This is a genomic window from Mesorhizobium sp. M0058, assembly GCF_040323095.1.
In the GTDB taxonomy this organism is placed as follows: Bacteria; Pseudomonadota; Alphaproteobacteria; order Rhizobiales; family Rhizobiaceae; genus Mesorhizobium.
Genome location: NZ_JAMYUQ010000006.1, coordinates 240,330 through 262,169, shown reverse-complemented (window position 1 = coordinate 262,169; position 21,840 = coordinate 240,330). Strand labels below are relative to the sequence as shown.

Sequence of the window (21,840 nt, the reverse complement as noted above, 5' to 3'; positions counted from 1 at the left end):
TTCGTCTGAGTCAAATATACACCGAAGTCTGACCTACTGATCTTGGGCCGCGCCGACGGATGTCGCAATAAAATCCGCGGTGACAAGGCTCGTCACCGGTAGGGATCGGCAGCGAGGCGCGAGCGCCTGCGCACGCAGACGCTCGCGGCAAGTCTGCGGCGGCATACGGTTTGCGCATGCTCGCCGTCGAAGCGGTAGCACATGCCGTTCCTTCCCCGGATTATGATCAGGCGCGATTGGCGAAGTCGCGGACAACCCGTTGCAGCAGCGGCATGTAGTCGCGAAATGCCCGGGTCTTCATGTTGGCGATCTTGCCGGCCTCGTCCCAGATGCGGACCCGAACCGCTTCCTCGTGGAACGGGTTCTTGCGGAACTCGGCCACCTCTTCGGCATTCATCGGCCCGCCTTGCAGCGACAGCGTGTGGACCGAGGCCTGCGACAGCCTGCCGAAATAGGTCGGGTCGGTAGCGCAGAGGTAGCGCTTGGCCGCGACATGCAGCCTGACGCATTCGACGATCACCGGTGGAAAGAACGGCGCCAGCACCTCGCCGCCGGCTTCGTCATGATGCTTGTCCTCGACATCGTCGGGCGAATAGGTGCCGAACTCGCTGGTGTAGTGGCCGATATCGTGCAGCAGTGCTGCCGCCACCAGCACATCGGGCGCGCCGTCCTTTTCGGCGAACCAGGCGCCCTGCAACATGTGCTCCGACATGGTGACGGGTTCGCCGAGATAGGATTCCGCCCCTCGGCGTTCGAAAATATCGGCGATGAATTCGACGATGTTGCCCGCGTTCAAATCCTGGCCGCTCATTCCGCAGCCTCCTTGAAGCTGTGTTCGATCGCCGACAGCGTCGACAAAAGGCCATCCTTGTCGGCGTAGCAGCCCTGCAGCCAGCGCTTGCCGGCGCCGGAGAATTGCTTGCGGGCATGCATGACGCGGGTGTTGTCGACGATGAAGGCCTGGCCTGCCTCGAGCCTGAAGGTGACTTCGAAGGAAGGATCCTCGATCAGTTCGGCAATCCGGCGATAGGCGGCGTAGTAGGCCTCCATCTCCGCGAACGGCACATCGACGGTCGGCGCCAGCGAGCGGTTGTTGAAACGGATGGCGATGAGTTCGCCATCCGGCCCGAGCTCGATCATCGGCCGTTTGGCCTGCAATCGCACGCCCGACGACCCCGCATATTCGAAACGCGCCGGGTATGAACTCAACAGCCGGAAGCCTTCGGGGTTTTCGGCCTGCAGCGCGGCCGCCACGGCAAAACCATCGACGACGCTGGATTCGCCGCCCTCCACGGTGTTTTCGATGCAGGACAGGATCTGCAAGGTCGGCACCGGATCGCGATAGGGATTGTCGGTATGCGCCTGCAGGCCAAGATTGGTGTAGGCCAGATTGGTTGGATTGACCTCGGCGCGCACCTCGAACCATCGGCCGTAATTGGTCTCCCTGATATAGCCGAACAGATCGGACACTTTGCACAGCGCCCCGGATTCGGGCGGCAAATCGTCCATCACCGCGAAGCCGTAGGTCTTCACCGCCGACAGCCATTGCCGCAAGACGGCGCGGTCGCGGCTGGCAGCGAGATAGCCGGCGCGCGGCACCGAATTCTGCATAGAGGCCCTGGTCCATCGCACGGTGCCCTCGCCTGTCCAGCCGGGCTGTCGGGCGGCATCGCGGTCATAGGCATTGGCGCTCAGCCATGCCGCAGGAAAGCGCACCGTCTTTCCCTCCGGTTCGAAACTGACTTCAAGCGCATCGCCCTTGATCGCGGCTGCGCCGATCCATGTCTGCGCGGGAATGTCGAGAATGGTGATCAGCCGCTGGCCGTTGCCGGCGCTGCGCGTCTTGTCGTCGAGCGCATTGTCGCGCAACCACACTGCGTGAAAGCGAGTGCGCGCGCCGTCCTTCCACCCGAGGTCGATCGTTCTTCCTTCGTCGCCGATCAGCGCCTGGCTAAGCATGGGGATCCGTTCCTGTCCGCTGCGCCCCGCAGCCAACTCCGCAGGGTTTGCGGTTGCATCGTGATGATGTCGAAGGCATAACTCAAATTATCATTTTGCAGCCAAAGGCCCTAAACGGTTTATGACTGAAACAACCCTGCCCTTGCCCCCGCTCGACTGGCTGCGCAGTTTCGAGGCCGCCGCTCGGCTGTCGAATTTCACCGCCGCCGCGGCCGAGCTTGGCCTGACCCAGGCTGCGGTCAGCCAGCACATCCGTTCTCTCGAAGAGCGGTTGAAGCAGCCGCTGTTCATCCGCCTGGCGCGCGGCGTCGAACTGACGCCGGAGGGTGCCGCCTACCTGCCGCATCTGCAATCGGCCTTCGCCGTGATCGCCAACAGCACGCGCGAGCTGTTTGAACCCAAGACCGTCCAGAGCGTGACGATACGCTCGCCGATCTCGTTTGCCGTGCTGATGATCGCGCCGAAGCTGCCGCAAATGGCCAAGGACCTGCCCTTCGTCCAGCTGCAGATCGAGACCATCCACACACCGGCCGATTATGGCGAGCGCTTTGTGGGTCTCGACATCCGATTCGGCATTGGCTCCGGCTCTTTTGCCGGACGGCAGGCCGACCGCCTGACCCGCGAAACCTTGACGCCGATGGCGTCGCCGCATCTCGCCAAGGCCAAGGATTGGACAGGATTGCCGAGACTTACAGTGGTCGGCGCGCGGGAAATGTGGGGCGAGTGGTTCGCCGTCGCCCGGATGAAGCCGGCGCTGGGGCCGACGCACAAATTCGACAGTTTCGTTACCGCACTGGAGGCGGCGAAGCACGGCGCCGGCATGGTGCTGGGATCGCGACCGTTGGCCGACGCGGCACTGCGCGAAGGATCTCTCGTCACCCTGTCCGGCTTTACGCTGTCGAGCGGTGCCGGCCACTATCTGACCGCACCTTCGGGCGCGCATCTGAGCCCGGCCGAGGAAGCGGTCCGCCGCTGGTTCGCAACGGTCTTCGGCGTCCCGATTTCCCGATAAGCCCCTGAATACGCGGCAAACTATTGGACGACGTGACGCGGCGCATAATTTGCCGCGATACTGCGCCAGGCCGGACGTCAAGCTTCGGCAGGGTTCCGCTCGCTACGGGCGGCCAGGAAAAATCGCGGAGGAAATTCAATGCTCGACAAGGCCCCCAACAAGAAGCTTTCCGACCTGCTCGATCGCTTCGGCGCGGCACTCGCCGCCGGCGACATCGACAAGGCGGTCGCCTGCTTCCAGGAGGATTGTTACTGGCGCGATCTCGTCACCTTCACCTGGAACATCAAGACGATGGAAGGCCGCGATCAGGTGCGCGACATGCTGGTCAGCCAGTTGGCCAGGACCAAACCGTCGAACTGGGCGATCGCCAGGGGCGAGGATGCCACGGAAAGCGACGGCGTGCTCGACGGCTGGATCAGTTTCGAAACGTCTGTCGCGCGCGGCTTGGGCCACATCCGGCTGAAGGACGGCAAGATCTGGACGCTGCTCACCACCATGGTCGAGCTCAAGGGCCATGAGGAGCCGGCCGGTTTCGACCGCCCGCTCGGCGCCAAGCACGGCCATGGCAAGAACCGCCCGACCTGGAAGGAGGAGCGCGAGAAGGAAGCCGCCGAGCTCGGCTTCAAGACGCAGCCCTATACGCTCATCATTGGCGGCGGCCAGGGCGGCATCGCGCTCGGCGCGCGGCTGCGGCAGCTCGGCGTGCCGACCGTCATCGTCGAGAAGAACGAACGGGCCGGCGACAGCTGGCGCAAGCGCTACAAATCGCTCTGCCTGCACGATCCGGTCTGGTACGACCATCTGCCCTATATCGACTTTCCCAGGAACTGGCCGGTCTTCGCGCCCAAGGACAAGATCGGCGACTGGCTGGAAATGTACGCCAAGGTAATGGAGCTGAACTACTGGTCGTCGACCGAGGCCATGAGCGCTGTCTATGACGAAGGGAAGAAGGAATGGACGGTGGTGGTGCGCCGCGACGGCAAGGACATCACGCTGAAGCCGAAACAATTGGTGCTGGCCACGGGGCAATCCGGCAAGGCCAACATGCCGAACTTCAAGGGCATGGACACATTCAAGGGCGACCAGCATCACTCCTCGAAGCATCCGGGACCCGATGCCTATGTCGGCAGACAAGCCGTCGTCATCGGCTCGAACAACTCCGCCCACGACATCGCCGCAGCCCTTTGGGAAGCCGGCGCTGATGTCACCATGGTGCAGCGCTCGACCACGCATATCGTCAAGTCCGACACGCTGATGGAGATCGGGCTGGGCTCGCTCTATTCGGAAAAGGCGGTCGCGAGCGGCATGACCACCGCCAAGGCTGACCTCGTCTTCGCCTCCCTGCCCTACAAGATCCTGCACGAATTCCAGATCCCGGCCTATGCCGAGATGAAGAAGCGCGACGACAAATTCTACAAGGGCCTGGAAAAGGCCGGCTTCATGCTTGACTGGGGCGATGACGGCTCCGGCCTGTTCATGAAATATCTGCGGCGCGGCTCGGGCTATTACATCGATGTCGGCGTCCGACCTGATCATCGACGGGTCGATCAAGCTGAAAAGCGGTGTCGACGTGAAGGAGATCAAGGAGCATTCGGTCCTGCTCAGCGATGGATCGGAACTGCCGGCCGATCTCATCGTCTACGCCACCGGCTATGGCTCGATGAATGGCTGGGCGGCCGATTTGATCTCACGGGAGGTCGCAGACAAGGTCGGCAAATGCTGGGGCCTCGGCTCCAACACCACCAAGGACCCAGGCCCCTGGGAAGGCGAGCTGCGCAACATGTGGAAGCCGACGCAGCAGGAGGCGCTGTGGTTCCATGGCGGCAATTTGCACCAGTCACGCCACTATTCCCAGTTCCTGGCGCTGCAGCTGAAGGCGCGCATGGAAGGCATCGCGACGCCGGTCTACGCGCTGCAAGAGGTTCATCACAAGGGTTAGGTAGCGCCGCCGATGCGCTTCCAGTAGATGAGCGTGCCGGTCAGCCCGCCATGGGGTTTCAAGGCAAAGTCCGGTATTTCGCCAGTGAGCGTGAAGCCGAGTTTTTCGTAAAGGCCGGAAGCGCCCTCCTCGGTTGCGGTGTCCAGCACCAGAAGCGTGCGGCCTTTCTCGACGGCGAGCGTTTCGGCCGCCCGCATCAGCCGGCTCGCTATGCGTTTGCCGCGGTGTTCGACGCGGGTCATCAGCTTGGCGATCTCGGCCCGGTGCGGCTGATTATCAGGAAAGTCGAGCAGCACGGTCACGGTGCCGACCAGAACCTCGCCCTTCCATGCACCCAGCACCGCTCTTTCACCTCTCTCTGCTGCCACCAACGAGTTGCCCCAGAAGGCCTCCGCCGATTGCCTGGATAAGGGATGCATGAAGCTGACGGAGCCGCCGGCCGCCACCGTCTCGATCAGGAGGTCGGCCAGCATGCCGCGCGTTTCAGCAGTCAGCGACCTGATTTCGATGGAACTCATGCCGGCACCTTCCCTTGCTAATCCAGACGCGCGACGCGGCGCCGTTTTCGTCTCGCCTTGATCGCGGCGATGCGATCGGTGTCTTTCGGCTGCAGATGCAGCCCGCGTTCGAGGATTTCGAGCGTGTATTCCTCATAGGTCAGGCCAAGCCGCTCGGCCTTTTCCATGCGCATCAGCATCACGTCACGGCTTGGCGCCTTCCACGCCTTGGCATGCGCTGCCTGCCAGGCCAGGAAGATGTAGGGATCGCCCTTGCCCCATGGCGGGCCCTTGTAATCATCGAGCGGCGGTCCGCCATTGTCGGAGCGCTTGGGACGTCTTGCCACGATTTCAGCCCCTGACCAGCGCGACCAGATAGTCGGCGGGCAGCTGCCCGACGGCATGGAACGTGCAGTCCGACGGCGCGCCGAGCGCCAGGCAGTCGCCGGGCTCGAGACTATGCACCATATCACCCTCGGTGAATTCGAGCCGCCCGGAGATCAGCCACATCTGCTGCTTGATGAAGGCATAGGACGCCGCCGGGAAACTCACACTGGCGCCAGCCGGCAGTTGCACCCGGATCAATTCGAGCGGCGTGTCTGAAACCGGCGACAGATGCCGACGGACATAGCCCGTACCGGGGTCGCGCCAAACCGGCTGCTCACTCTCGCGCAGCAGGCCGCCACCTTGCTGCTCGGCGCGTGCTATCAGCGTCGACAGCGTCATGCCGAAAGCAGCGGCGATGCGCACCAGCAGCGCGGCCGTCGGGCTGGTCATGCCGCGCTCGATAGTGCTGAGCATGGCTTTGGAGACGCCGGAGCGGTTCGCCAGGTCGGCCAACGACCAGTCCCGCAAGGCTCTTTCGGCGTGGATTCGTCTGCCTATCGTGGCCGACATGTCATTCGCTATATCAGTCATTCGTCCAATATATCGAATATTTGGATTCGGAAAAGAGGTCGGCCGGTTGAATTTTCGCTGACGGGTTAACCGCTGCTACACCATCCCGCATCACGCCACCTTAACCCCGTCTGTGTAGGATCCAGGCTCCACGGGAATGGGGATCGGATCGTATGTTTGTCGAGCGCGAAGCCTCCGTCGGCGAACCGACCTCGCAGGAGCGCCGCCGCGCAGAGCAGAGCGACAAGCGCATTCTCGGCAACGTCGTGCAGTGCGACGGTGCGCGCGCCACCATCAGCGCCTATGCCGACGACATCGAAGGCGCGGTCACCGGCCTGTGGACCGTCGGCAAGATGATCTCCATCAATCTCGGGACATCGCGCACCGTTGGTCTGGTCTACGAAATCGGCAAGTCGGATCGCGCCTGGAGCAATGAGGGACAAAACCCCATCGAGGTCAGCGTCGAGCTGATCGGCGAAGTGCGCGACGGCGCCGAACCGGGGGCCAAACCGGTGTTCGACCGCGGCATCACCACCTATCCTCATATCGGCGCCATAGCGCACCGCATCCGTACCCGTGATCTGCAGGCGATCTACGATCTCGCCGGGCGTCATTCGATCACCATCGGTACGCTGTCGCAGGATGAGTCGATCGACGCCAACATCGCTATCGACGACACGCTGGCGCGCCATTTTGCCGTTGTCGGCACAACCGGCGTCGGCAAATCCACCGCCATCTCGCTGCTGCTGCGCAAATCGATCGCCGCCCGGCCCGATCTGCGAATCCTCATTCTCGATCCGCACAATGAATTCGCGGCGTCCCTGCCTGAGTTCTGCGTCCGGGTCGATTCCAAGACGCTTGACCTGCCGTTCTGGATGTTCAGGCTTGAAGAATTCGCCGAAGTGCTGTTTCGCGGCCGAGAGGTCGTGCCGGAAGAAGTCGATGTCCTGCGCGACCTGATCCCCGCCGCCAAGAACCTCTATCGCAATCCGAGTTCAGGCTCTTACGTGCGCCGCGGCAGCGATGCGCTGACCGCCGACACGCCGGTGCCCTACCGCATGGTCGATCTCATCAAGCAGATCGACGAGCGCATGGGCCTCTTGGAAAGCAAGAACGACCGCCCGACGCTGAAATCGCTGAAGACGCGCATCGAGTCCGCCGCGTCCGACCCGCGCTATCGCTTCATGTTCAATTCGCGGCTGATCGAGGACACGATCCACGAGACGATCGGCAATATTTTCCGTGTGCCGCATCATGGCCGCCCGGTGACCTGCTTCGAGATGGCCGGCATGCCGTCCGAAGTGGTCAACTCCGTCTGTTCGGTGCTGGCTCGGCTCGCCTTCGACCTTGCGCTGTGGAGCGAGGGCCGGCTGAAGCTGTTGCTGCTGTGCGAGGAAGCACACCGCTATATGCCGGCCGATCCACGCCTTGGCTTCGCCCCGACAAGGCATGCACTGTCGCGCATCGCCAAGGAAGGCCGCAAATATGGCTGCTATCTCGGCGTCGTCACCCAGCGCCCGGGTGAACTCGATCCGACCATCCTGTCGCAATGCTCGACCTTCTTCGCAATGCGGCTGGCCAATGAGCAGGACCAGGCGATCATCCGCTCGGCGATCGCCGATTCCTCCGCCTCGACGCTGGCCTTCCTGTCCTCCATGGGCCAGCGCGAAGCCATCGCCTTCGGTGAAGGCGTGGCGACGACCATGCGGCTGAACTTCGAAAAACTGGCGGAGAACCTGATCCCCGGCACCGCCAAGCGAGAGCAGGACGAGTTCTCGCAGGACGGCAACGACGTCGATCTCGCCGCCATCGTCGAGCGGCTGCGCAACGTCCCGAAACCGCAGCAGCAGATGGCCTTCGCCGAAGCAGTGGATTCCGGCCGCCAGGCCGGCGATCCCGATTACCGCAAGCCGGCGACCGCCCAGCGCGTCCAGCCGGACGACGATTTCGACCTGCGCTACGGCCTCAAGCCCACAACCTTCGGCATGCGCCCGCAGAACGATTAGCCTGCACACCCTTCTGGCCACCGGCAAGCCGCGTCAACTTCCGAGATCAGCTTCGTCAGCCAGCTTGGGTAAATCACGCCAGAAAATTCGTCAGGCTGAGTCGGTCGGTGTCGACCTCGAGAACCGGAGCGGAGCGGACATTGAGTCCGTGAGCACCGGCCTACGCCGGCCGTAGCCATAGCTGCCGCCACCACCTCATGAGTGCTTCGGCCGGCGAAGGCCGGAAGCGCAGAAGACGGCATCAAACGGCCAGCCTCACGAATTTAATGCCGGGATTTCAGGCGCAGACGCGGTTGCGGCCTTGCCTCTTCGCCTCGTAGAGCTGGCGGTCGGCGCGGCGGTAGAATTCCTCGGCGGTTTCCTTCCGATCCCAGACGGCTAGTCCGACGCTGGTGGTGATCTTGAGGCGGACATTGCCCGACAGCACCGACATGTTGGCAATCGCTTTGCGGATGCGTTCGGCGAACTTCCCCAACAACTCCGCATCCATGTTGGGCGTAACGACGGCGAACTCCTCGCCCCCAAGCCGCGCCACCACATCGTGGTAGCGCGTCATGCCTTTGAGGCAATTGGCGACTGCCCTAAGCACCTCGTCGCCGACATCGTGGCCATGCGTGTCGTTGACCTGCTTGAAATGATCGAGGTCGAGGATCATGAGCCCGACGGGCTTTTCGATGCGGCGGAATTCCTCGAGATATTCCTTCAGCGCATCATCGAAATAGCGCCGGTTCTGCATGCCGGTAAGGCCGTCGGTCAATGCCGCATGTTGCAGCGTTTCCGAGCGGGCGCTGAGCGAAACCGTCATGGCGCGCAGCTTGCCCTCTTCCGTGGCCTGCCTACGAATCAGCGGGTAGATGAAGAACACGCCGAAGAACAGCGCTGTCGCCAGCAGCACCCCGGTGACAAACAGCAGCGTGTTGAGATAGGCGATCCTCTCGACCCGGGACGTCGCATCGTGACCGACCGCGATGGACTGCAATTGACCATAGGCATAAAGCGTCACCAGGCCTGCGGCCAGGATCACGAAAATAAAGACGAAAAATGCGGATTCCGCCTTGTGGAAACGCATCTGCTCCCCGTTGGAAAAGTACCCCCCGGATCTATGGCATGCCGGCGCCTTACGGACGGTTAATCCAGACAACCGGAGCGGGAATGTTCATTCCTACTTCTGTTTCTTTAATTGTATCAGCAGCACGAAAATCAAATCACGGCTTGCAGGCCGTCGCCGGGCTGCAATCTCAGCCATTCCGGTCCCAGCTGATGGCGAAACCACGTCGTTTGCCGTTTGGCATATTGCCGCGTCGCTGCCTTGCAGCGCGCGATGGCCTGAGGAAAGCTGATGTCACCCGCCATGGCAGCCGAAAGTTCGCGAACGCCGATCGCCTTCATCGCCGGCAGGTCGGGATCGAGGCCAAGCGCCGCAAGCCGTTTGACCTCATCGAGCGCGCCGAGATCGAGCATGCGGTCGAACCTTGTTTCGATCCGCTCGACAAGGGGGGCGCGGTCCGGCTCGATAACGAAGAACCGAGCGCTGTCGCGGTCGATCAGCGGCCGGCCGCGCGCTGCCTGCCATTCTAGGATGGAGCGGCCGGATGCGTCGAGCACCTCCAGCGCCCGCACGATGCGCTGGCCGTCGGTCGGCTTCAGCTGCATGGCGACCGCCGAATCTTCATGCATCAGGATGCGGTGCAGCTTGGCTGCGCCTTGCTCCTTTAACTCGTAGCGCCAGCGGTCGCGTACCTGCTGCGGAATGTCGGGCATTTCCGAAATGCCCTCGGCAAGTGCGCGAAAATAGAGCCCGGTGCCCCCGACGAAAATCACCGGACGTTCGAAGCCGGCGCCATCGGGTCGCCGGGCAAGCGTGCCGTCATCGATCAGCTTCATCACGTCGCGCAGCCAGGCGCCGGTGGAATAGGCGGTCGAGGGATGCACGTGGCCATAGAGAAAGTGCGGCGCGCGGGCGAGATCGGCGGCATTCGGCCGCGCCGTCAGCACGTCGAGCACCGAGTAGCCTTGCATGGAATCGGTGTTGACGATGACACCGCCCTTGCGTTCGGCGAGATCGAGCGCCAGCGCCGACTTGCCGCTGGCGGTCGGCCCGGCTATCAGGATCGCGTTCTTCACGCGGCCCTCGCCCGCCTGCCCGCCCTCGCCTAGCTGCTTGGAAGTCTCGATGCCGCTCATTGCCACGCTTGTGTCTCACCCCGTCCGCCGCGCGATGTCGGCCTCGCTTGCGAATATGGCCTCACGGTCGGTCGGCGCAAGCGCTGTTCGCTGGCTGGGCGAAGGCGTCGCCTGCGATCTGGTGTTGCCCGAGGGGGCAGAAGCCGCTGAGGCAAGTGCGGCCTTGCGCACAGCACTTGGTTCAGAGCCGGTCGACGTGATCGTTCAGCAGGCCGAAAGCCGCCGCAAGACAATCCTGCTTGCCGATATGGATTCAACCATGATCGACCAGGAATGCATCGACGAACTCGCCGACGAGATCGGCGTCAAGGACCGCGTCGCCGCCATCACCGCACGCTCGATGAACGGCGAGATCGCTTTCGAGCCGGCGCTGCGTGAACGCGTGGCGCTGCTGAAAGGCCTCGATGCCGCCGTCGTCGACCGCATCATCGCGAACCGCCTGACGCTGGCGTCGGGCGGCCGCGCTCTGGTGCAGACGATGCGCGCCAATGGCGCCTGGACGGCGCTTGTCTCCGGCGGCTTCGACGTCTTCACCAGCCGTGTCGCCGCCATGCTCGGCTTCGAGGAAAACCGTGCCAACCGCCTGATCGAGGAGAACGGGCGCTTTGCCGGCCTGGTCGCCGAGCCGATCCTCGGCCGCGCCGCCAAGGCCGATGCGCTGAACGATATCTCGGCCCGCCTCGGCCTGACGCCATTCGATGCGATTGCGGTCGGCGACGGCGCCAACGACCTCGACATGATCCGCCTGGCCGGCACCGGTGTCGCGCTCCACGCCAAGCCGGCCGTTGCTGCCGAAGCCAAGGTCCGCATCGACCATGGCGATCTCACCGCGCTGCTTTATCTCCAGGGCTACCGCCAGGAAGAGTTCGCCCAATGAAACCGATGCGCACCGAGCGCCTCATCCTGCGCAACTGGGAAGACCGCGATCGCGAACTCTTCCACCGCATCAATTCGGACGAGCGGGTGATGGAATTCTTTCCGTTCCGCCGCGACCGCGCCGAGACGGATGCCAAGATGGACGAGTTTCGGGGCTGGATCGCCGAGGACGGCTTTGGTTTTGCCGCCGCCGAGATCGCCGCGACTGGGGAATGCATCGGCTTCGTCGGTCTCTTAAAGACCGATCACGTGCCGTCCCTGCCTTCCGATACGATCGAGATCGGCTGGCGGTTGGCGCCGGAATTCTGGCGCAAGGGCTATGTCACGGAGGCCTCCGAAGCCTGGCTCGCCTTTGGCTTCGAAACGCTTGACCGCGACGAGATCGTCTCCTTCGCCGTCGCGGCCAACCGCCGCTCGACGGCCGTCATGGAGCGTCTTGGCATGAGCCCTGACCCGGCTCGCGATTTCGATCACCCATCCATCCCTGACAGCCACCCGCACCTCAAGCGGCATGTCCTCTACAAACTGTCGCGCACGGACTGGCAGGCACGAAAAAGGGCGGCTCGCTAGCCGCCCTTTCCCTGAAGACAATCGGTTATGGGGCTTTCCGGACTCAATCCATCCGGATCGTCACGAAGCGCAACTCGCCTGTCTTGGACGCCAGCATCAAGAGCGCATTCTTGCGGCCCTGCTCCTTCAGCGCGCCGATCCGGTCCATCACGTCCTTCGGGGTCGCGACCGATTCCTGGGCGATTTCGGTGATCACCTCGCCGGCCTGGATGCCGCGCTCGGCGGCGGCCGAATCCTTGGTGACGTCGGTGATGACGACGCCGGAGACGTCGGCCGCGATGCCGAATTTTTTCCGTGTGTCGTCATTGAGCTCGCCGACGGTCATGCCGAGCACCGAGGCCGTGGAGACCGCGGGCGCCTTGTCGCCGCCCTTGTCCTCATCGGTAGTGCCGTCCTCACCGGCAGCGACCTTCTCGCCGTCCTCAAGCCGGCCGAGCGTCACCTTCACCGTCTGCTCGACGCCCTTGCGCACGATGATCACGTCGACCGCCTTGCCGACCGGGCTTTCCGCCACGACGCGCGGCAGGTCGCGCATTTCATGGATGTCCTTGCCATCGAACTTGATGATGACGTCGCCGGCGAGAATTGTGCCGTTGTCGACCGGTCCGCCCTTGATGACGCCGGCCACCAGCGCGCCCTTGGCGGTCGCCATGCCGAGGCTCTCGGCGATGTCGTCGGTCACCGGCTGGATGCGCACGCCGAGCCAGCCGCGACGGGTCTCGCCGAACTGGCGCAGCTGGTCGACGACGCCCGAGGCAAGCTGCGAGGGGATGGAGAAACCGATGCCGATCGAGCCGCCCGACGGCGAGATGATCGCCGTGTTGATACCGATGACCTCGCCCAGGCTGTTGAACAGCGGCCCGCCGGAATTGCCGCGGTTGATGGCGGCGTCGGTCTGGATGAAGTCGTCGTAGGGGCCGGAATTGATGTCGCGGTTGCGGGCCGAGACGATGCCGACCGTCACCGTGCCGCCAAGGCCGAACGGATTGCCGATCGCCATCACCCAGTCGCCGACGCGCATCTTGTTGGAATCGCCGAATTTCACCGCCGTCAGCTTGTGGCCCTTCGGGTCGACCTTGAGCACCGCCACGTCGGTCTTGGTGTCGGTGCCGACCAGCGTCGCCTTCAGCGTCACGCCGTCGGAGAAATTCACCTCGATATCGTCTGCATCGGCGATGACGTGGTTGTTGGTGACGACAATGCCTTGCTCGGCGTCGACTACGAAGCCGGAGCCCAGCGACTGCACCTTTTGCGCGCCGCCATCCTTGTCGCCGCCACGGTTCTTGAAGAAGTCGTCGAAGAAATCCTGGAACGGCGAACCCTCCGGCAGCTGCGGCATCGGCACCGCGCCCGGACCTTCCGTGCCCTTCACGGTCTGCGAGGTCGAGATGTTGACCACCGCACCGAGCAGGCCTTCGGCGAGGTCGGCAACCGAAGCCGGTCCGTCCGCGGCCACCGTCGGCGTCACGAAAGCCGGAACGGCAAGCGCGCCGACCATAAGTGCCGCAGCACCTGCGATGAACGTCCGCCGCGCCGCGCGCAGAAGGGTGTTGGATGTCATCGAAAGCCTCCCGGAATCTGAAAAGAAAAAGCGCTTCGGCAAAACGCCGCGTCGCGTCATGTTGGCAAGAAATACGGCACGTTTGCGGCTATGGCCACATCAGGAGGATAAATCCTCCGTTACACCTTAGAGCGGTTCGCCGTTTCGCGGAAACGGCGAACCGTTCAATCCCTTTGCTTTTACGCAATTCCGGACGGAAAACCGCTCACACTTTCCTGGAATTGCAGATCAGCGGTCTTCAGCCACGCACCAACCAGACGATGCCGACGCCGATGGCGATCGCCACCAGCCCGACGATGCGCAGCGCAATTTCCGGCGTCGACAGCACTTCGCCGGCAAGACGTTTGGCAAGGCCGGGAAAGCCGCCATAGACCAGGCCCTCGACAACGAGGACCAGGCCTATGGCCGCAAGGAAATCCTGCACCGCCCTACTGGGCGGGTGCAGGTTGTGCAGCCGGCGCGGCAGGTGCCGTCGCCGGAGCCGCAGGCGCCGCCGGCTTCGCGTCCGTCCCGTCCGGATTGCGGAAGAAGCGGAAGAACTCCGAGTTCGGCGACAGCACCATCGTCGTCCCGGAGTTGTCCAGCGCCGTGCCATAGGCATTCATCGACCGGTAGAAGTCGAAGAACGCCGGATCGCGTTTGTAGGCGTCGGCAAAGGTCGCGCTGCGCTGGGCTTCACCTTCACCACGCAGGATTTCCGATTCCTTGCGCGCTTCGGCGACGATTTCCACCACTTCGCGGTCGGCGCGGGCGGTGATGCGCTGCGCGGCCTCTTTGCCGCGTGCCCTCAGCCGTTCGGCCTCGGCCAAACGTTCGGCCTTCATGCGGTCGAAGGTCTGCTGCGAAACCTCGGCCGTCAGATCGGTTCGGCGGATGCGCACATCCTCGATCTGCAGGCCGAGCGAGGTGGCGTCGGGCCGAAGCTGATCGCGCACTTCGCGCATCATCACGGCCCGCTCTTCCGAAAGCGCCGCCTCGAAGTCGCGCAGACCGTAGACACGGCGCAGCGCCGCATCGAGACGCGTCCTCAGTCGTGCTTCGGCCAGTGTGATCTGACCGGACACGGCTGAGCGGAACACGCGCGGATCCGAGATGCGGTACGCGATGAAAGCGTCGACCTCGTAGAACTTGCCGCCCGAAACCTGGACGCGGATGTTGTCGAGATCGAAGCGCAGCACCCTGTTTTCGATCAACTGCACGCTGTCGGCGTCGAAGAAGGCGAAAGGCGCCTTGAAATAGATGCCGGGTTCATTCTTGACGTCGACGATCTCGCCGAACCGCAGCACGAGCGCCTGCTGGCGCGCGTTGACCACGAAGACCGAGGAGTAGAGCAGGAACAGAAGCACGGCCGCGATGACCGCGATGATGGGATGACGATTGGCCATCACTGGGCTCCTCCCGTGGTCGCAGGCGGCGGCGCCTTCGGTTGCAGTGCCGGCAGCGGCAGATAGGGAACGACCCCTTGCCCATTGCCCTGTTCGACGATCACCTTGTTGGAATCCTTCAGCACCTTCTCCATCGTTTCCAGATAAAGCCGCCGGCGCGTAACATCGGGCGCCTTGGCGTATTCGTCATAGACCGAGATGAAGCGCTGCGCCTCACCTTCGGCTTCCTGGACGACACGGTTCTTGTAGGCTGCCGCGTCCTCGCGGATCTGCGCCGCGGCGCCACGCGCCTGGCCAAGCTTCTGGTTGGAATACTGGTTGGCCTGCTCGACGAACTTGTCTTCGTCCTGCTCGGCGCGCTGCACTTCGTCGAACGCGTCGGCCACTTCACGCGGCGGCGCCGCGTCCTCGATCGAAACCGCGTTGACATTCAGGCCGGCCTTGTAGCCGTCCAGCGTCGTCTGGATGATTTCACGCACCGACGCGGCGATGCCCTGACGGTCGTCGCGGAAGATGTCCTGGGCCGGTCGCCGGCCGACCGCTTCGCGCATGGCGCTCTCTGCGACCTGCTGCAGCATGCCTTCTGGGTCGGAGACGTCGAACAGATAGGCCCGGGGATCGGAGACCTGGTAGGCCACCGAAAACTGGACGTTGACGATGTTCTGGTCGCCGGTAAGCATCAGCCCCGACGAGTTGCCGCTCGTCGCGCCGCCACCACCGATATCGACGAGTTGTTCGGCGATGTTGGCCGTCTCGACGGTTTCGACGGGCCACCAATGGAAATGCAGACCTGGCTGCGACAGCTCCGCCTTCGGCTTGCCGAAGCGCAGCTCGACCGCAACCTCGTCCGGCTGCACGGTGTAGACCGCCTTGAACGCCCACAGCACGATCAGAGCCGCTGCGATCAGCGCAAAGACGGCCGGGCTGGCGCCGCCACCACCGGGCAGCGCGCGCCGCAGCCGGTCCTGGCCGCGGCGGATGATGTCTTCGAGATCGGGAGGTGACCCCGGCGGGCCGCTAGGCCCCTTCGGTCCCTGCCCCCAGGGTCCCTGATTGTTGCCGCCGCCGCCCCATGGGCCGCCGCCGCCGCTCTTGTCGTTCCAGGGCATGAATGTCCTTTCGCTTGGGATTCCCTCAGCGCCGACGTTGCGGCGCAAAATCCAGTTGTTCTTCTATAGGGACGCAGCGATGCGCTTTCAACGCGATCCGCTGCCGAGCATGTCCGTTTTGGACGTTCGCGACCCTTTTATCGTCTCAATGCACGCCGCGGCGTCGCTCGTAAACCGAATAGCGCGTCGCATGGCTGTCCTTTTCACCGGCCGGAACGTCCTGAGCGCTGACAAGGCGCCACAAATCCGGATCTATGTCGGGAAAATGCGCGTCGCCATCGACCGTCGCCAGCACATGGGTGACGTGCAGCCGGTCTGCCAGCGGTAGCGCCTGCGCATAGATCTCGCCGCCACCGATGACGCAGATTTCGTCGACGCCGGCCATGCAACGCCCGCGCACCGTGGCCAGCTGGATCGCGGCTTCCAGCGAGTGCGCCACCTCGATGCCCTCGGCGCGCCAGGCCTTGTCGCGGGTCACCACGATGTTCAATCGGCCCGGCAGCGGCCGGCCGATGCCTTCATAAGTCTTGCGGCCCATGATGACGGGCTTGCCCATCGTATCGGCCTTGAAGCGCTTGAGATCGGTGGACAGCCGCCACGGCAAGCCGCCGTCGCGCCCGATGACGCCGTTCTGAGCAATGGCGACATAGATTGCGACGTCCATCAGTTGGCTTCCCCGGCGCCGTCATCCGACGGCTCCAAAAGCAATATGTCGATGTTGTGCTCGGGATAGAAATCCTGCGCCTTCGTCTCGAAGGTCGTCGGCCCAACCTTCTTGACATTGCCGCCGCAAAACGAGATCAGCGCTTTCGGGTTGCCCTTGTCGACGGTCAGCTTGAACTTGCCGATGCTGCCATTGGCCCAGTTGCCGCCGGTGGTCAGGATATAGGCAATGCGGTTCTCGTAAAAATGCGGATAACCGTCGGCCTTGGCGGCCTGCCGCACCGCATTCTCGAAGCTGTCGTCCATGCAGTAGCGGGTCTTGTAGTTCGTGTACTGGCTGCCCTCGGTGAACTTGCCGTCATAGAAGAAACTCACCGATGACGTGCCGCCGACGCTCGGTTTGTAGCGGTGCGAGACGTGGACATCCTTGTTGGCCGGAAATATCGCGCGCCACCAATAGGTCGAGCGCAACTGCCACCACGGCGTATAGACCTTGTTCGCCTCGGTACCGTCGCTGCCCGTATCCTCGATGATGATGCCGCGGTTTTCCCAATCCTCGGCGACCGTTTTCGGCAGCTTCGCCAGGGCCGCCTTGGCCGCATCGCCGAACGGATTGAACGGCACGTTCTGCGCCTTCAGATCGGCGCCGATATCGATGCCGACAGCAAACACTTTCTGCTCGAGCTGCGGCTTTGCCGGCGCTCCGTCGATCGTCACCTCGAAGCCAAGGAAATTGTCGCTCTGGTTTTCCGGGATGGCCGGCATTTCCTCCGGATTGCCTTCGATGTCCGGCAGCGGAAAAGCGACGATGGCATTTACATCCTTGTCGGTGTTGTTGTGGAAGACGTAGTCGACCGTGATCTTTTCCGGCGAGATATAGAGGTCCTCGCTTTGCATCGACACCGCGTCGCTACGCGACAGGATCAGGCCACCTGTGCCGAGTTCGGCGGTCGTATCATTGGCCAGCGCGGGCACAGCTAAAAGCGCCAGCGCTACGGACAGAACATATTGCAACATCGAAGCCCCTCGCCAAGAATGCCGCGACCCTAGCCGTTTCAATGTGGCGTTTCAAAGCCTTCCGTCTCCCAGCAGGACGCCACAGTGTCTGGACACGCCAATCGGCGGTCTGGACTAACAGGTTTCGATCGGGCAGGAGTTCGCGTCATGCGCAAGCTTCTCGTCATCGGCATCGGCGCCGGCAATCCCGACCATATGACCGTGCAGGCCATATCAGGCCTAAACCGGGCGGACGTCCTGTTTATCCCCGACAAGGGGGCGAAGAAGAACGACCTTGCCGAATTGCGCCGCCATATCTGCGACCGTTTCGTCAGCAATCCGAAATCGCGCCGCGTCGAGTTCGACGTGCCGGTGCGCGCCGAGCCGGCGCCTTCCTATCGCTCGACCGTCGATGACTGGCACGAGGCCATCGCCCAGATTTATGAGAGCCTGGTCCGCGACGACCTTGCCGAGGACGGCTGCGGCGCCTTCCTGATCTGGGGCGACCCCTCGCTCTATGACAGCGCGCTGCGCATCCTCGCGCGCGTACGACTGAGGGGCAATGTCGCATTCGAACTGGAGGTCATTCCCGGCATCACCGCCGTCCAGGCGCTAGCCGCCGGCCACAAGATGGCGCTGAACCGCATCGGCGACCCCGTGCTGATCACCACCGGCCGCCGCCTCGCCGAACAAGGCATGCCGCACAATGCCGGCAGCGCCGTGGTCATGCTCGACGGCAAATGCGCCTTCAACACGCTGGCAGACAAGGATCTGATCATCCATTGGGGCGCCTATCTCGGCACACCGGACGAGATCATCGTTTCCGGTCGCCTGGGTGATGTCGGCGAGGAGATTGAGAGGACGAGAGAAGAAGCCCGGAAAAGAAAGGGCTGGATCATGGACACCTATCTGCTGCGTAAAGCAGGAGAGCCCGAGGAATAGCGCGCTCAAAGGTCGAGTTCCTTCGCGCCCCCCTCTGTCCTGCCGGACATCTCCCCCTCTAGTGGGGAGATTGGCCGTCACGGAGGATTTCGCCAATCGCCTAACAGATTAGCGCCCGTCTACGGGCTAGCTGATCTCCCCCCTTGCGGGGGAGATGTCCGGCAGGACAGAGGGGGGTGTGACGGATCGCAAGCTTCAACCCTCACCCAGCATCAATCTCCGCCTGCAAGGCGTCCATATGCGTGGCCGCCGCTGCCGCCGCAGCGCGCTCGATAGCGCGAAAACGGCTGACAACTGCAAGGCCAACTGAGGTCAGCTGTGCGCCGCCGCCCTTTTTGCCGCCGGTCTGCGCCGCGACCAGTGGCTTGCCGAACACACGGTTCATATCTTCCACCAGATCCCAGGCGTGCTTGTAGGACATCTCCATGCCGCGTGCCGCAGCCGAGATCGAGCCGAAAGTGTCGATCTGCTCCAGCAATTCGATCTTGCCCGGACCTATGCGCCCGTCCGGATCGAGATTTATCCGCAGGCTCAGCGACGGCATCTCTTGTCCTCCACAGTCACACTAGCCCCTCTCGACCCATAGCGCTATTCCAAAACGATATAGCGGCTATCAGCCATCCGCTTCGGCCGGCAGGCCGGCGCCGGTGTTGGCACGGTCGAAACTGACCGTCTTGATCACCGCGAACACCTTGCCGCCGAGTTGAAGGTTCAGTACCTGCCTGGATTGTTCGGTAATGCGCGCAAGCACGGTTGCGCCATTGCAGTCGATGCCGATTTCGACCGTCGGCCCCTCGCCCGAGCCGATTGCGACGATGGCGCCCGGCAGGATGTTGAGCGCACTGAGACCTTTCGGCTGTTCGGTGGCTATCATCACGTCGCGGGCGCGGATTCGGATGCGCACAGGCGCGCCGACCGAGACCGCCAATTGCGGCACCCGGATTTCGCCCGCCGCCGAGCCGAGCACGGTCATCCCGAAGATCTCATCATGGCGCAGCACCTTGGTGTCGAGAACCGCGCCGCCCTCGCCGCGTTCCTCCGCCGGCAGCAATTCGAGCCGTTGCATGATCGCGCCGGTCGGGCCTGAGGCAGCGACCTTGCCTTGCGCCATCACCACCACGTCGCTGGCCAGCCGCGCCACCTCGGCGACGGAGTGGCTGACATATACGATGGGCAGCTTGGTCTCGTCGCGCAGCCGCTCGATATAGGGCAGGATCTCGGCTTTGCGCGCATCGTCGAGCGAGGCCAGCGGCTCGTCCATCAACAGCAGTTTCGGGCTGGCAAGCAGCGCCCGGCCGATCGCCACGCGCTGCTTCTCGCCGCCCGAGAGCTTTGCCGGTCGCCGGTCGAGCAGAGGACCGATGCCGAGCAGTTCGACGACCGCGTCGATATCCGCATAGCGCTCCGCCGGTGGCGTGAACCAGCGGCCATAGCGCAGATTGCCGGCCACGCTCATATGCGGAAACAGCCGCGCGTCCTGGAACACCATGCCGATCCGGCGCTTGTGCTTCGGCACGAAAATGCCGGCATCGGTGTCGACCAGCACACAGCCGTCGACCGCGATACGGCCCTTGGTCGGCCGGATCAGGCCGGCGATCACGTTGATCAGCGTCGTCTTGCCGGAGCCCGATGGCCCGAACAGCGCCGTCAGCCGCCCGGCGCTTTCGAAACGCGCGTCGACGGCGAAACCGCCGAGCCGATGGCTGATGTCCACCAGCACGCTCATTCGATGTCCATCCGCCGGCCGACGCGCCGCGCCAGCACTTCCGAGGCGACCAATGCGGCCATCGAGATGACGATGGAGATCAGCGTCAGCCTGAGCGCCCCGTCATCGCCGCCAGGCACCTGCGTGAAGGTGTAGATCGCCGAAGGCAGCGTCTGCGTCTCGTTGGGAATGTTGGAGACGAAGGTGATGGTGGCGCCGAACTCGCCCATCGCCTTGGCGAAGGACAGGATCGAGCCGGCGATCAGCCCGGGCAGGATCAGCGGCAGCGTGATGGTGGCGAAGACCCAAATCGGGTTGGCGCCGAGCGTTCCCGCCGCTGCCTCCATTTTGCGGTCGACCGCCTCGATCGACAGCCGGATCGCCCGCACCATCAGGGGAAAGCCCATGATACCGCAGGCCAGTGCGGCGCCGGTCCAGCGAAACGAGAAGACGATGCCGAAATGCTCGGCCAGGAACGCTCCCGCCGGCCCGCGCCGGCCGAAGGTAAGCAGCAAGAGATAACCTGTCACCACCGGCGGCAGGATCAACGGCAGGTGAACCACACCGTTGAGCAGCGTCTTGCCCCAGAATTTTCCGCGGGCCAGCAAAAGCGCCATCAAGATGCCCGGCGGCAGGCTGAACAGCATCGCCACCGTCGCCACCTTGATCGACAGCCGGACCGCATTCCATTCGTCGGGAGTGAGGTCCAGCAGCCAGTTCATGCGTCAGCCGCTACCTTAATTGCTCGGCGTGAGCACGGTGAAACCCTGATCCCTAAACAGCTCCACCGCCTTGGCGGACTGCAGGCACTTCAGGAAAGCCGGGGTATCCTTGTCCTTCGAATCGGTGGTCTGGGCAACCGGATAGATGATCGGCGGGTGCGAATCCTCCGGGAAGGTGCCGACCACCTTGACTCCCTTGTCGGCATGCGCGTCGGTGGCATAGACGATGCCGAGCGCGGCCTCGCCCGTTGAAACCAGCTTCAGCGCGGCGCGCACATTCTCGGCCTGCGCCACCTTGCCTTCGACCGACGACCAGACGCCGAGCGATTCAAGTGCCGCCTTGCCATACTTGCCGGCCGGCACCGCCTTGACGTCGCCCATGGCGAGCTTGCCGTCGCTGATCAGCTTGGCGAGGTCGAAGCCTTTCTCGATCCTGGTCTCGACCTTGGAATCCTGTGGCGCCACCAGCACGATCTGGTTGCCGAGCAGTTTCACCTCGGTTTCCGGCTTGGTCAGTCTCTTGTCGGAGAGGTACTTCATCCAGTCGAGATCGGCCGAAATGAACACATCGGCGGGCGCCCCGCTTTCGATCTGCTTGGCCAGCGCCGAGCTCGCGGCGTAGGAGACGGTCGCCGCTTCACCGACATCGGCTTCGCAGGCCTTGGTGACGGCGTCGAGCCCGTCCTTGAGGCTGGCTGCGGCAAACACGATCACCTTGTCTCCCGCGTGAGCCGCCGGCATCGCGGCCATCAGAGCTACGGCAAAGCCGCCAATCGCGATTGCCCTCATACCAAAACCTTTGTGCCCCAACATGAAA

22 protein-coding genes and 1 pseudogene are annotated in these 21,840 nt (G+C 63.5%); 6 read left to right on the top strand and 17 right to left on the bottom strand.

Annotation, left to right across the window (positions count from 1 at the left end):
• Positions 1-226: 226 nt before the first annotated feature.
• The gene (gene tmpB / locus NKJ75_RS12485; protein ID WP_023707197.1) at positions 227-811 is read right to left on the bottom strand and encodes a (R)-1-hydroxy-2-trimethylaminoethylphosphonate oxygenase; all 585 of its coding nucleotides are present in this window, start codon (positions 809-811) and stop codon (positions 227-229) included.
• Positions 808-1,959, bottom strand: a complete 1,152-nt coding sequence (tmpA, locus tag NKJ75_RS12480; protein ID WP_023744638.1) for a 2-trimethylaminoethylphosphonate dioxygenase — start codon at positions 1,957-1,959, stop codon at positions 808-810. Before tmpA ends, tmpB begins: the two co-directional genes overlap by 4 nt.
• Positions 1,960-2,080: 121 nt before the next feature.
• Here tmpA and NKJ75_RS12475 point away from each other — a divergent pair, with 121 nt between their 5' ends.
• Both NKJ75_RS12475 and NKJ75_RS12470 read left to right on the top strand, forming a co-directional pair.
• Entirely contained in the window at positions 2,081-2,971 is an 891-nt protein-coding gene (locus NKJ75_RS12475) for a LysR family transcriptional regulator (RefSeq protein WP_023744637.1), read from the top strand.
• Positions 2,972-3,109: 138 nt separating this feature from the next.
• Positions 3,110-4,910 (top strand): annotated as a pseudogene (locus tag NKJ75_RS12470) (NAD(P)-binding domain-containing protein).
• Here NKJ75_RS12470 and NKJ75_RS12465 read toward each other — a convergent pair.
• Genes NKJ75_RS12465 through NKJ75_RS12455 form a run of 3 tightly spaced genes read right to left on the bottom strand, consistent with a single transcriptional unit; the run spans position 4,907 to position 6,325 of the window.
• On the bottom strand, positions 4,907-5,428 hold the full coding sequence (locus NKJ75_RS12465; RefSeq protein ID WP_023833885.1) for a GNAT family N-acetyltransferase: 522 nt from the start codon (positions 5,426-5,428) through the stop codon (positions 4,907-4,909). The pseudogene NKJ75_RS12470 and the gene NKJ75_RS12465 sit on opposite strands and share 4 nt — an antisense overlap.
• A 17-nt stretch (positions 5,429-5,445) precedes the next feature.
• Positions 5,446-5,754 (bottom strand): hypothetical protein, encoded by a 309-nt coding sequence (locus NKJ75_RS12460; protein WP_023682084.1) that lies wholly within the window; start codon positions 5,752-5,754, stop codon positions 5,446-5,448.
• Between the two features lie 4 nt (positions 5,755-5,758).
• Positions 5,759-6,325: a helix-turn-helix domain-containing protein gene (locus NKJ75_RS12455; protein WP_023705521.1), complete on the bottom strand. Its 567-nt coding sequence runs from the start codon at positions 6,323-6,325 to the stop codon at positions 5,759-5,761.
• A gap of 152 nt (positions 6,326-6,477) precedes the next feature.
• Here NKJ75_RS12455 and NKJ75_RS12450 point away from each other — a divergent pair, with 152 nt between their 5' ends.
• On the top strand, positions 6,478-8,310 hold the full coding sequence (locus tag NKJ75_RS12450; RefSeq protein ID WP_352499734.1) for an ATP-binding protein: 1,833 nt from the start codon (positions 6,478-6,480) through the stop codon (positions 8,308-8,310).
• Between the two features lie 277 nt (positions 8,311-8,587).
• Here NKJ75_RS12450 and NKJ75_RS12445 read toward each other — a convergent pair whose 3' ends face one another.
• Both NKJ75_RS12445 and miaA read right to left on the bottom strand, forming a co-directional pair.
• Complete coding sequence (locus tag NKJ75_RS12445) at positions 8,588-9,379, bottom strand: GGDEF domain-containing protein (RefSeq protein ID WP_023744633.1); 792 nt, start codon at positions 9,377-9,379, stop codon at positions 8,588-8,590.
• Between the two features lie 131 nt (positions 9,380-9,510).
• Positions 9,511-10,494, bottom strand: a complete 984-nt coding sequence (gene miaA, locus NKJ75_RS12440) for a tRNA (adenosine(37)-N6)-dimethylallyltransferase MiaA (RefSeq protein ID WP_023833887.1) — start codon at positions 10,492-10,494, stop codon at positions 9,511-9,513.
• On the opposite strand from miaA, the gene serB reads away from it, so the two are divergent.
• Together serB and NKJ75_RS12430 are read left to right on the top strand one after the other, a co-directional pair.
• Positions 10,484-11,371 carry a phosphoserine phosphatase SerB gene (gene serB / locus NKJ75_RS12435; protein WP_023725332.1) on the top strand — a complete coding sequence of 296 codons (888 nt, stop codon included), beginning with the start codon at positions 10,484-10,486 and terminating at the stop codon, positions 11,369-11,371. The two genes, miaA and serB, sit on opposite strands and share 11 nt — an antisense overlap.
• The gene (locus tag NKJ75_RS12430; RefSeq protein WP_023744631.1) at positions 11,368-11,940 is read left to right on the top strand and encodes a GNAT family N-acetyltransferase; all 573 of its coding nucleotides are present in this window, start codon (positions 11,368-11,370) and stop codon (positions 11,938-11,940) included. The genes serB and NKJ75_RS12430 overlap by 4 nt, the downstream gene beginning before the upstream one ends.
• 43 nt (positions 11,941-11,983) lie before the next feature.
• On the opposite strand, the gene NKJ75_RS12425 is transcribed toward NKJ75_RS12430, so the two are convergent.
• The 6 genes from NKJ75_RS12425 to NKJ75_RS12400 all read right to left on the bottom strand — a co-directional run bounded on the left by NKJ75_RS12425 (position 11,984) and on the right by NKJ75_RS12400 (position 17,675).
• Positions 11,984-13,501: a DegQ family serine endoprotease gene (locus NKJ75_RS12425; RefSeq protein ID WP_023682088.1), complete on the bottom strand. Its 1,518-nt coding sequence runs from the start codon at positions 13,499-13,501 to the stop codon at positions 11,984-11,986.
• 238 nt (positions 13,502-13,739) lie between these two features.
• Positions 13,740-13,925 (bottom strand): DUF2065 domain-containing protein, encoded by a 186-nt coding sequence (locus tag NKJ75_RS12420; RefSeq protein WP_023668333.1) that lies wholly within the window; start codon positions 13,923-13,925, stop codon positions 13,740-13,742.
• A gap of 4 nt (positions 13,926-13,929) precedes the next feature.
• Positions 13,930-14,886, bottom strand: coding sequence for a protease modulator HflC (gene hflC, locus NKJ75_RS12415; RefSeq protein WP_352499733.1), 957 nt, complete (start codon positions 14,884-14,886; stop codon positions 13,930-13,932).
• Positions 14,886-15,995: an FtsH protease activity modulator HflK gene (gene hflK / locus NKJ75_RS12410; protein WP_023682090.1), complete on the bottom strand. Its 1,110-nt coding sequence runs from the start codon at positions 15,993-15,995 to the stop codon at positions 14,886-14,888. Before hflK ends, hflC begins: the two co-directional genes overlap by 1 nt.
• Positions 15,996-16,140: 145 nt before the next feature.
• Complete coding sequence (locus tag NKJ75_RS12405) at positions 16,141-16,659, bottom strand: dihydrofolate reductase (RefSeq protein WP_023744629.1); 519 nt, start codon at positions 16,657-16,659, stop codon at positions 16,141-16,143.
• Positions 16,659-17,675: a DUF4424 domain-containing protein gene (locus NKJ75_RS12400; RefSeq protein ID WP_023682092.1), complete on the bottom strand. Its 1,017-nt coding sequence runs from the start codon at positions 17,673-17,675 to the stop codon at positions 16,659-16,661. Before NKJ75_RS12400 ends, NKJ75_RS12405 begins: the two co-directional genes overlap by 1 nt.
• A 147-nt stretch (positions 17,676-17,822) precedes the next feature.
• Here NKJ75_RS12400 and cobF point away from each other — a divergent pair, with 147 nt between their 5' ends.
• Positions 17,823-18,596 carry a precorrin-6A synthase (deacetylating) gene (gene cobF / locus NKJ75_RS12395; RefSeq protein ID WP_023682093.1) on the top strand — a complete coding sequence of 258 codons (774 nt, stop codon included), beginning with the start codon at positions 17,823-17,825 and terminating at the stop codon, positions 18,594-18,596.
• A 202-nt stretch (positions 18,597-18,798) separates the two neighbouring features.
• Here cobF and NKJ75_RS12390 read toward each other — a convergent pair whose 3' ends face one another.
• The 4 genes from NKJ75_RS12390 to modA form a co-directional block, all read right to left on the bottom strand.
• Positions 18,799-19,140, bottom strand: coding sequence for a winged helix-turn-helix domain-containing protein (locus NKJ75_RS12390; RefSeq protein WP_023682094.1), 342 nt, complete (start codon positions 19,138-19,140; stop codon positions 18,799-18,801).
• Positions 19,141-19,209: 69 nt separating this feature from the next.
• Complete coding sequence (modC, locus tag NKJ75_RS12385; RefSeq protein ID WP_023668327.1) at positions 19,210-20,322, bottom strand: molybdenum ABC transporter ATP-binding protein; 1,113 nt, start codon at positions 20,320-20,322, stop codon at positions 19,210-19,212.
• Positions 20,319-21,023: a molybdate ABC transporter permease subunit gene (gene modB / locus NKJ75_RS12380; RefSeq protein WP_023667413.1), complete on the bottom strand. Its 705-nt coding sequence runs from the start codon at positions 21,021-21,023 to the stop codon at positions 20,319-20,321. The genes modC and modB overlap by 4 nt, the downstream gene beginning before the upstream one ends.
• A gap of 15 nt (positions 21,024-21,038) precedes the next feature.
• Positions 21,039-21,833 carry a molybdate ABC transporter substrate-binding protein gene (gene modA, locus NKJ75_RS12375; protein ID WP_155923552.1) on the bottom strand — a complete coding sequence of 265 codons (795 nt, stop codon included), beginning with the start codon at positions 21,831-21,833 and terminating at the stop codon, positions 21,039-21,041.
• Positions 21,834-21,840: the final 7 nt, after the last annotated feature.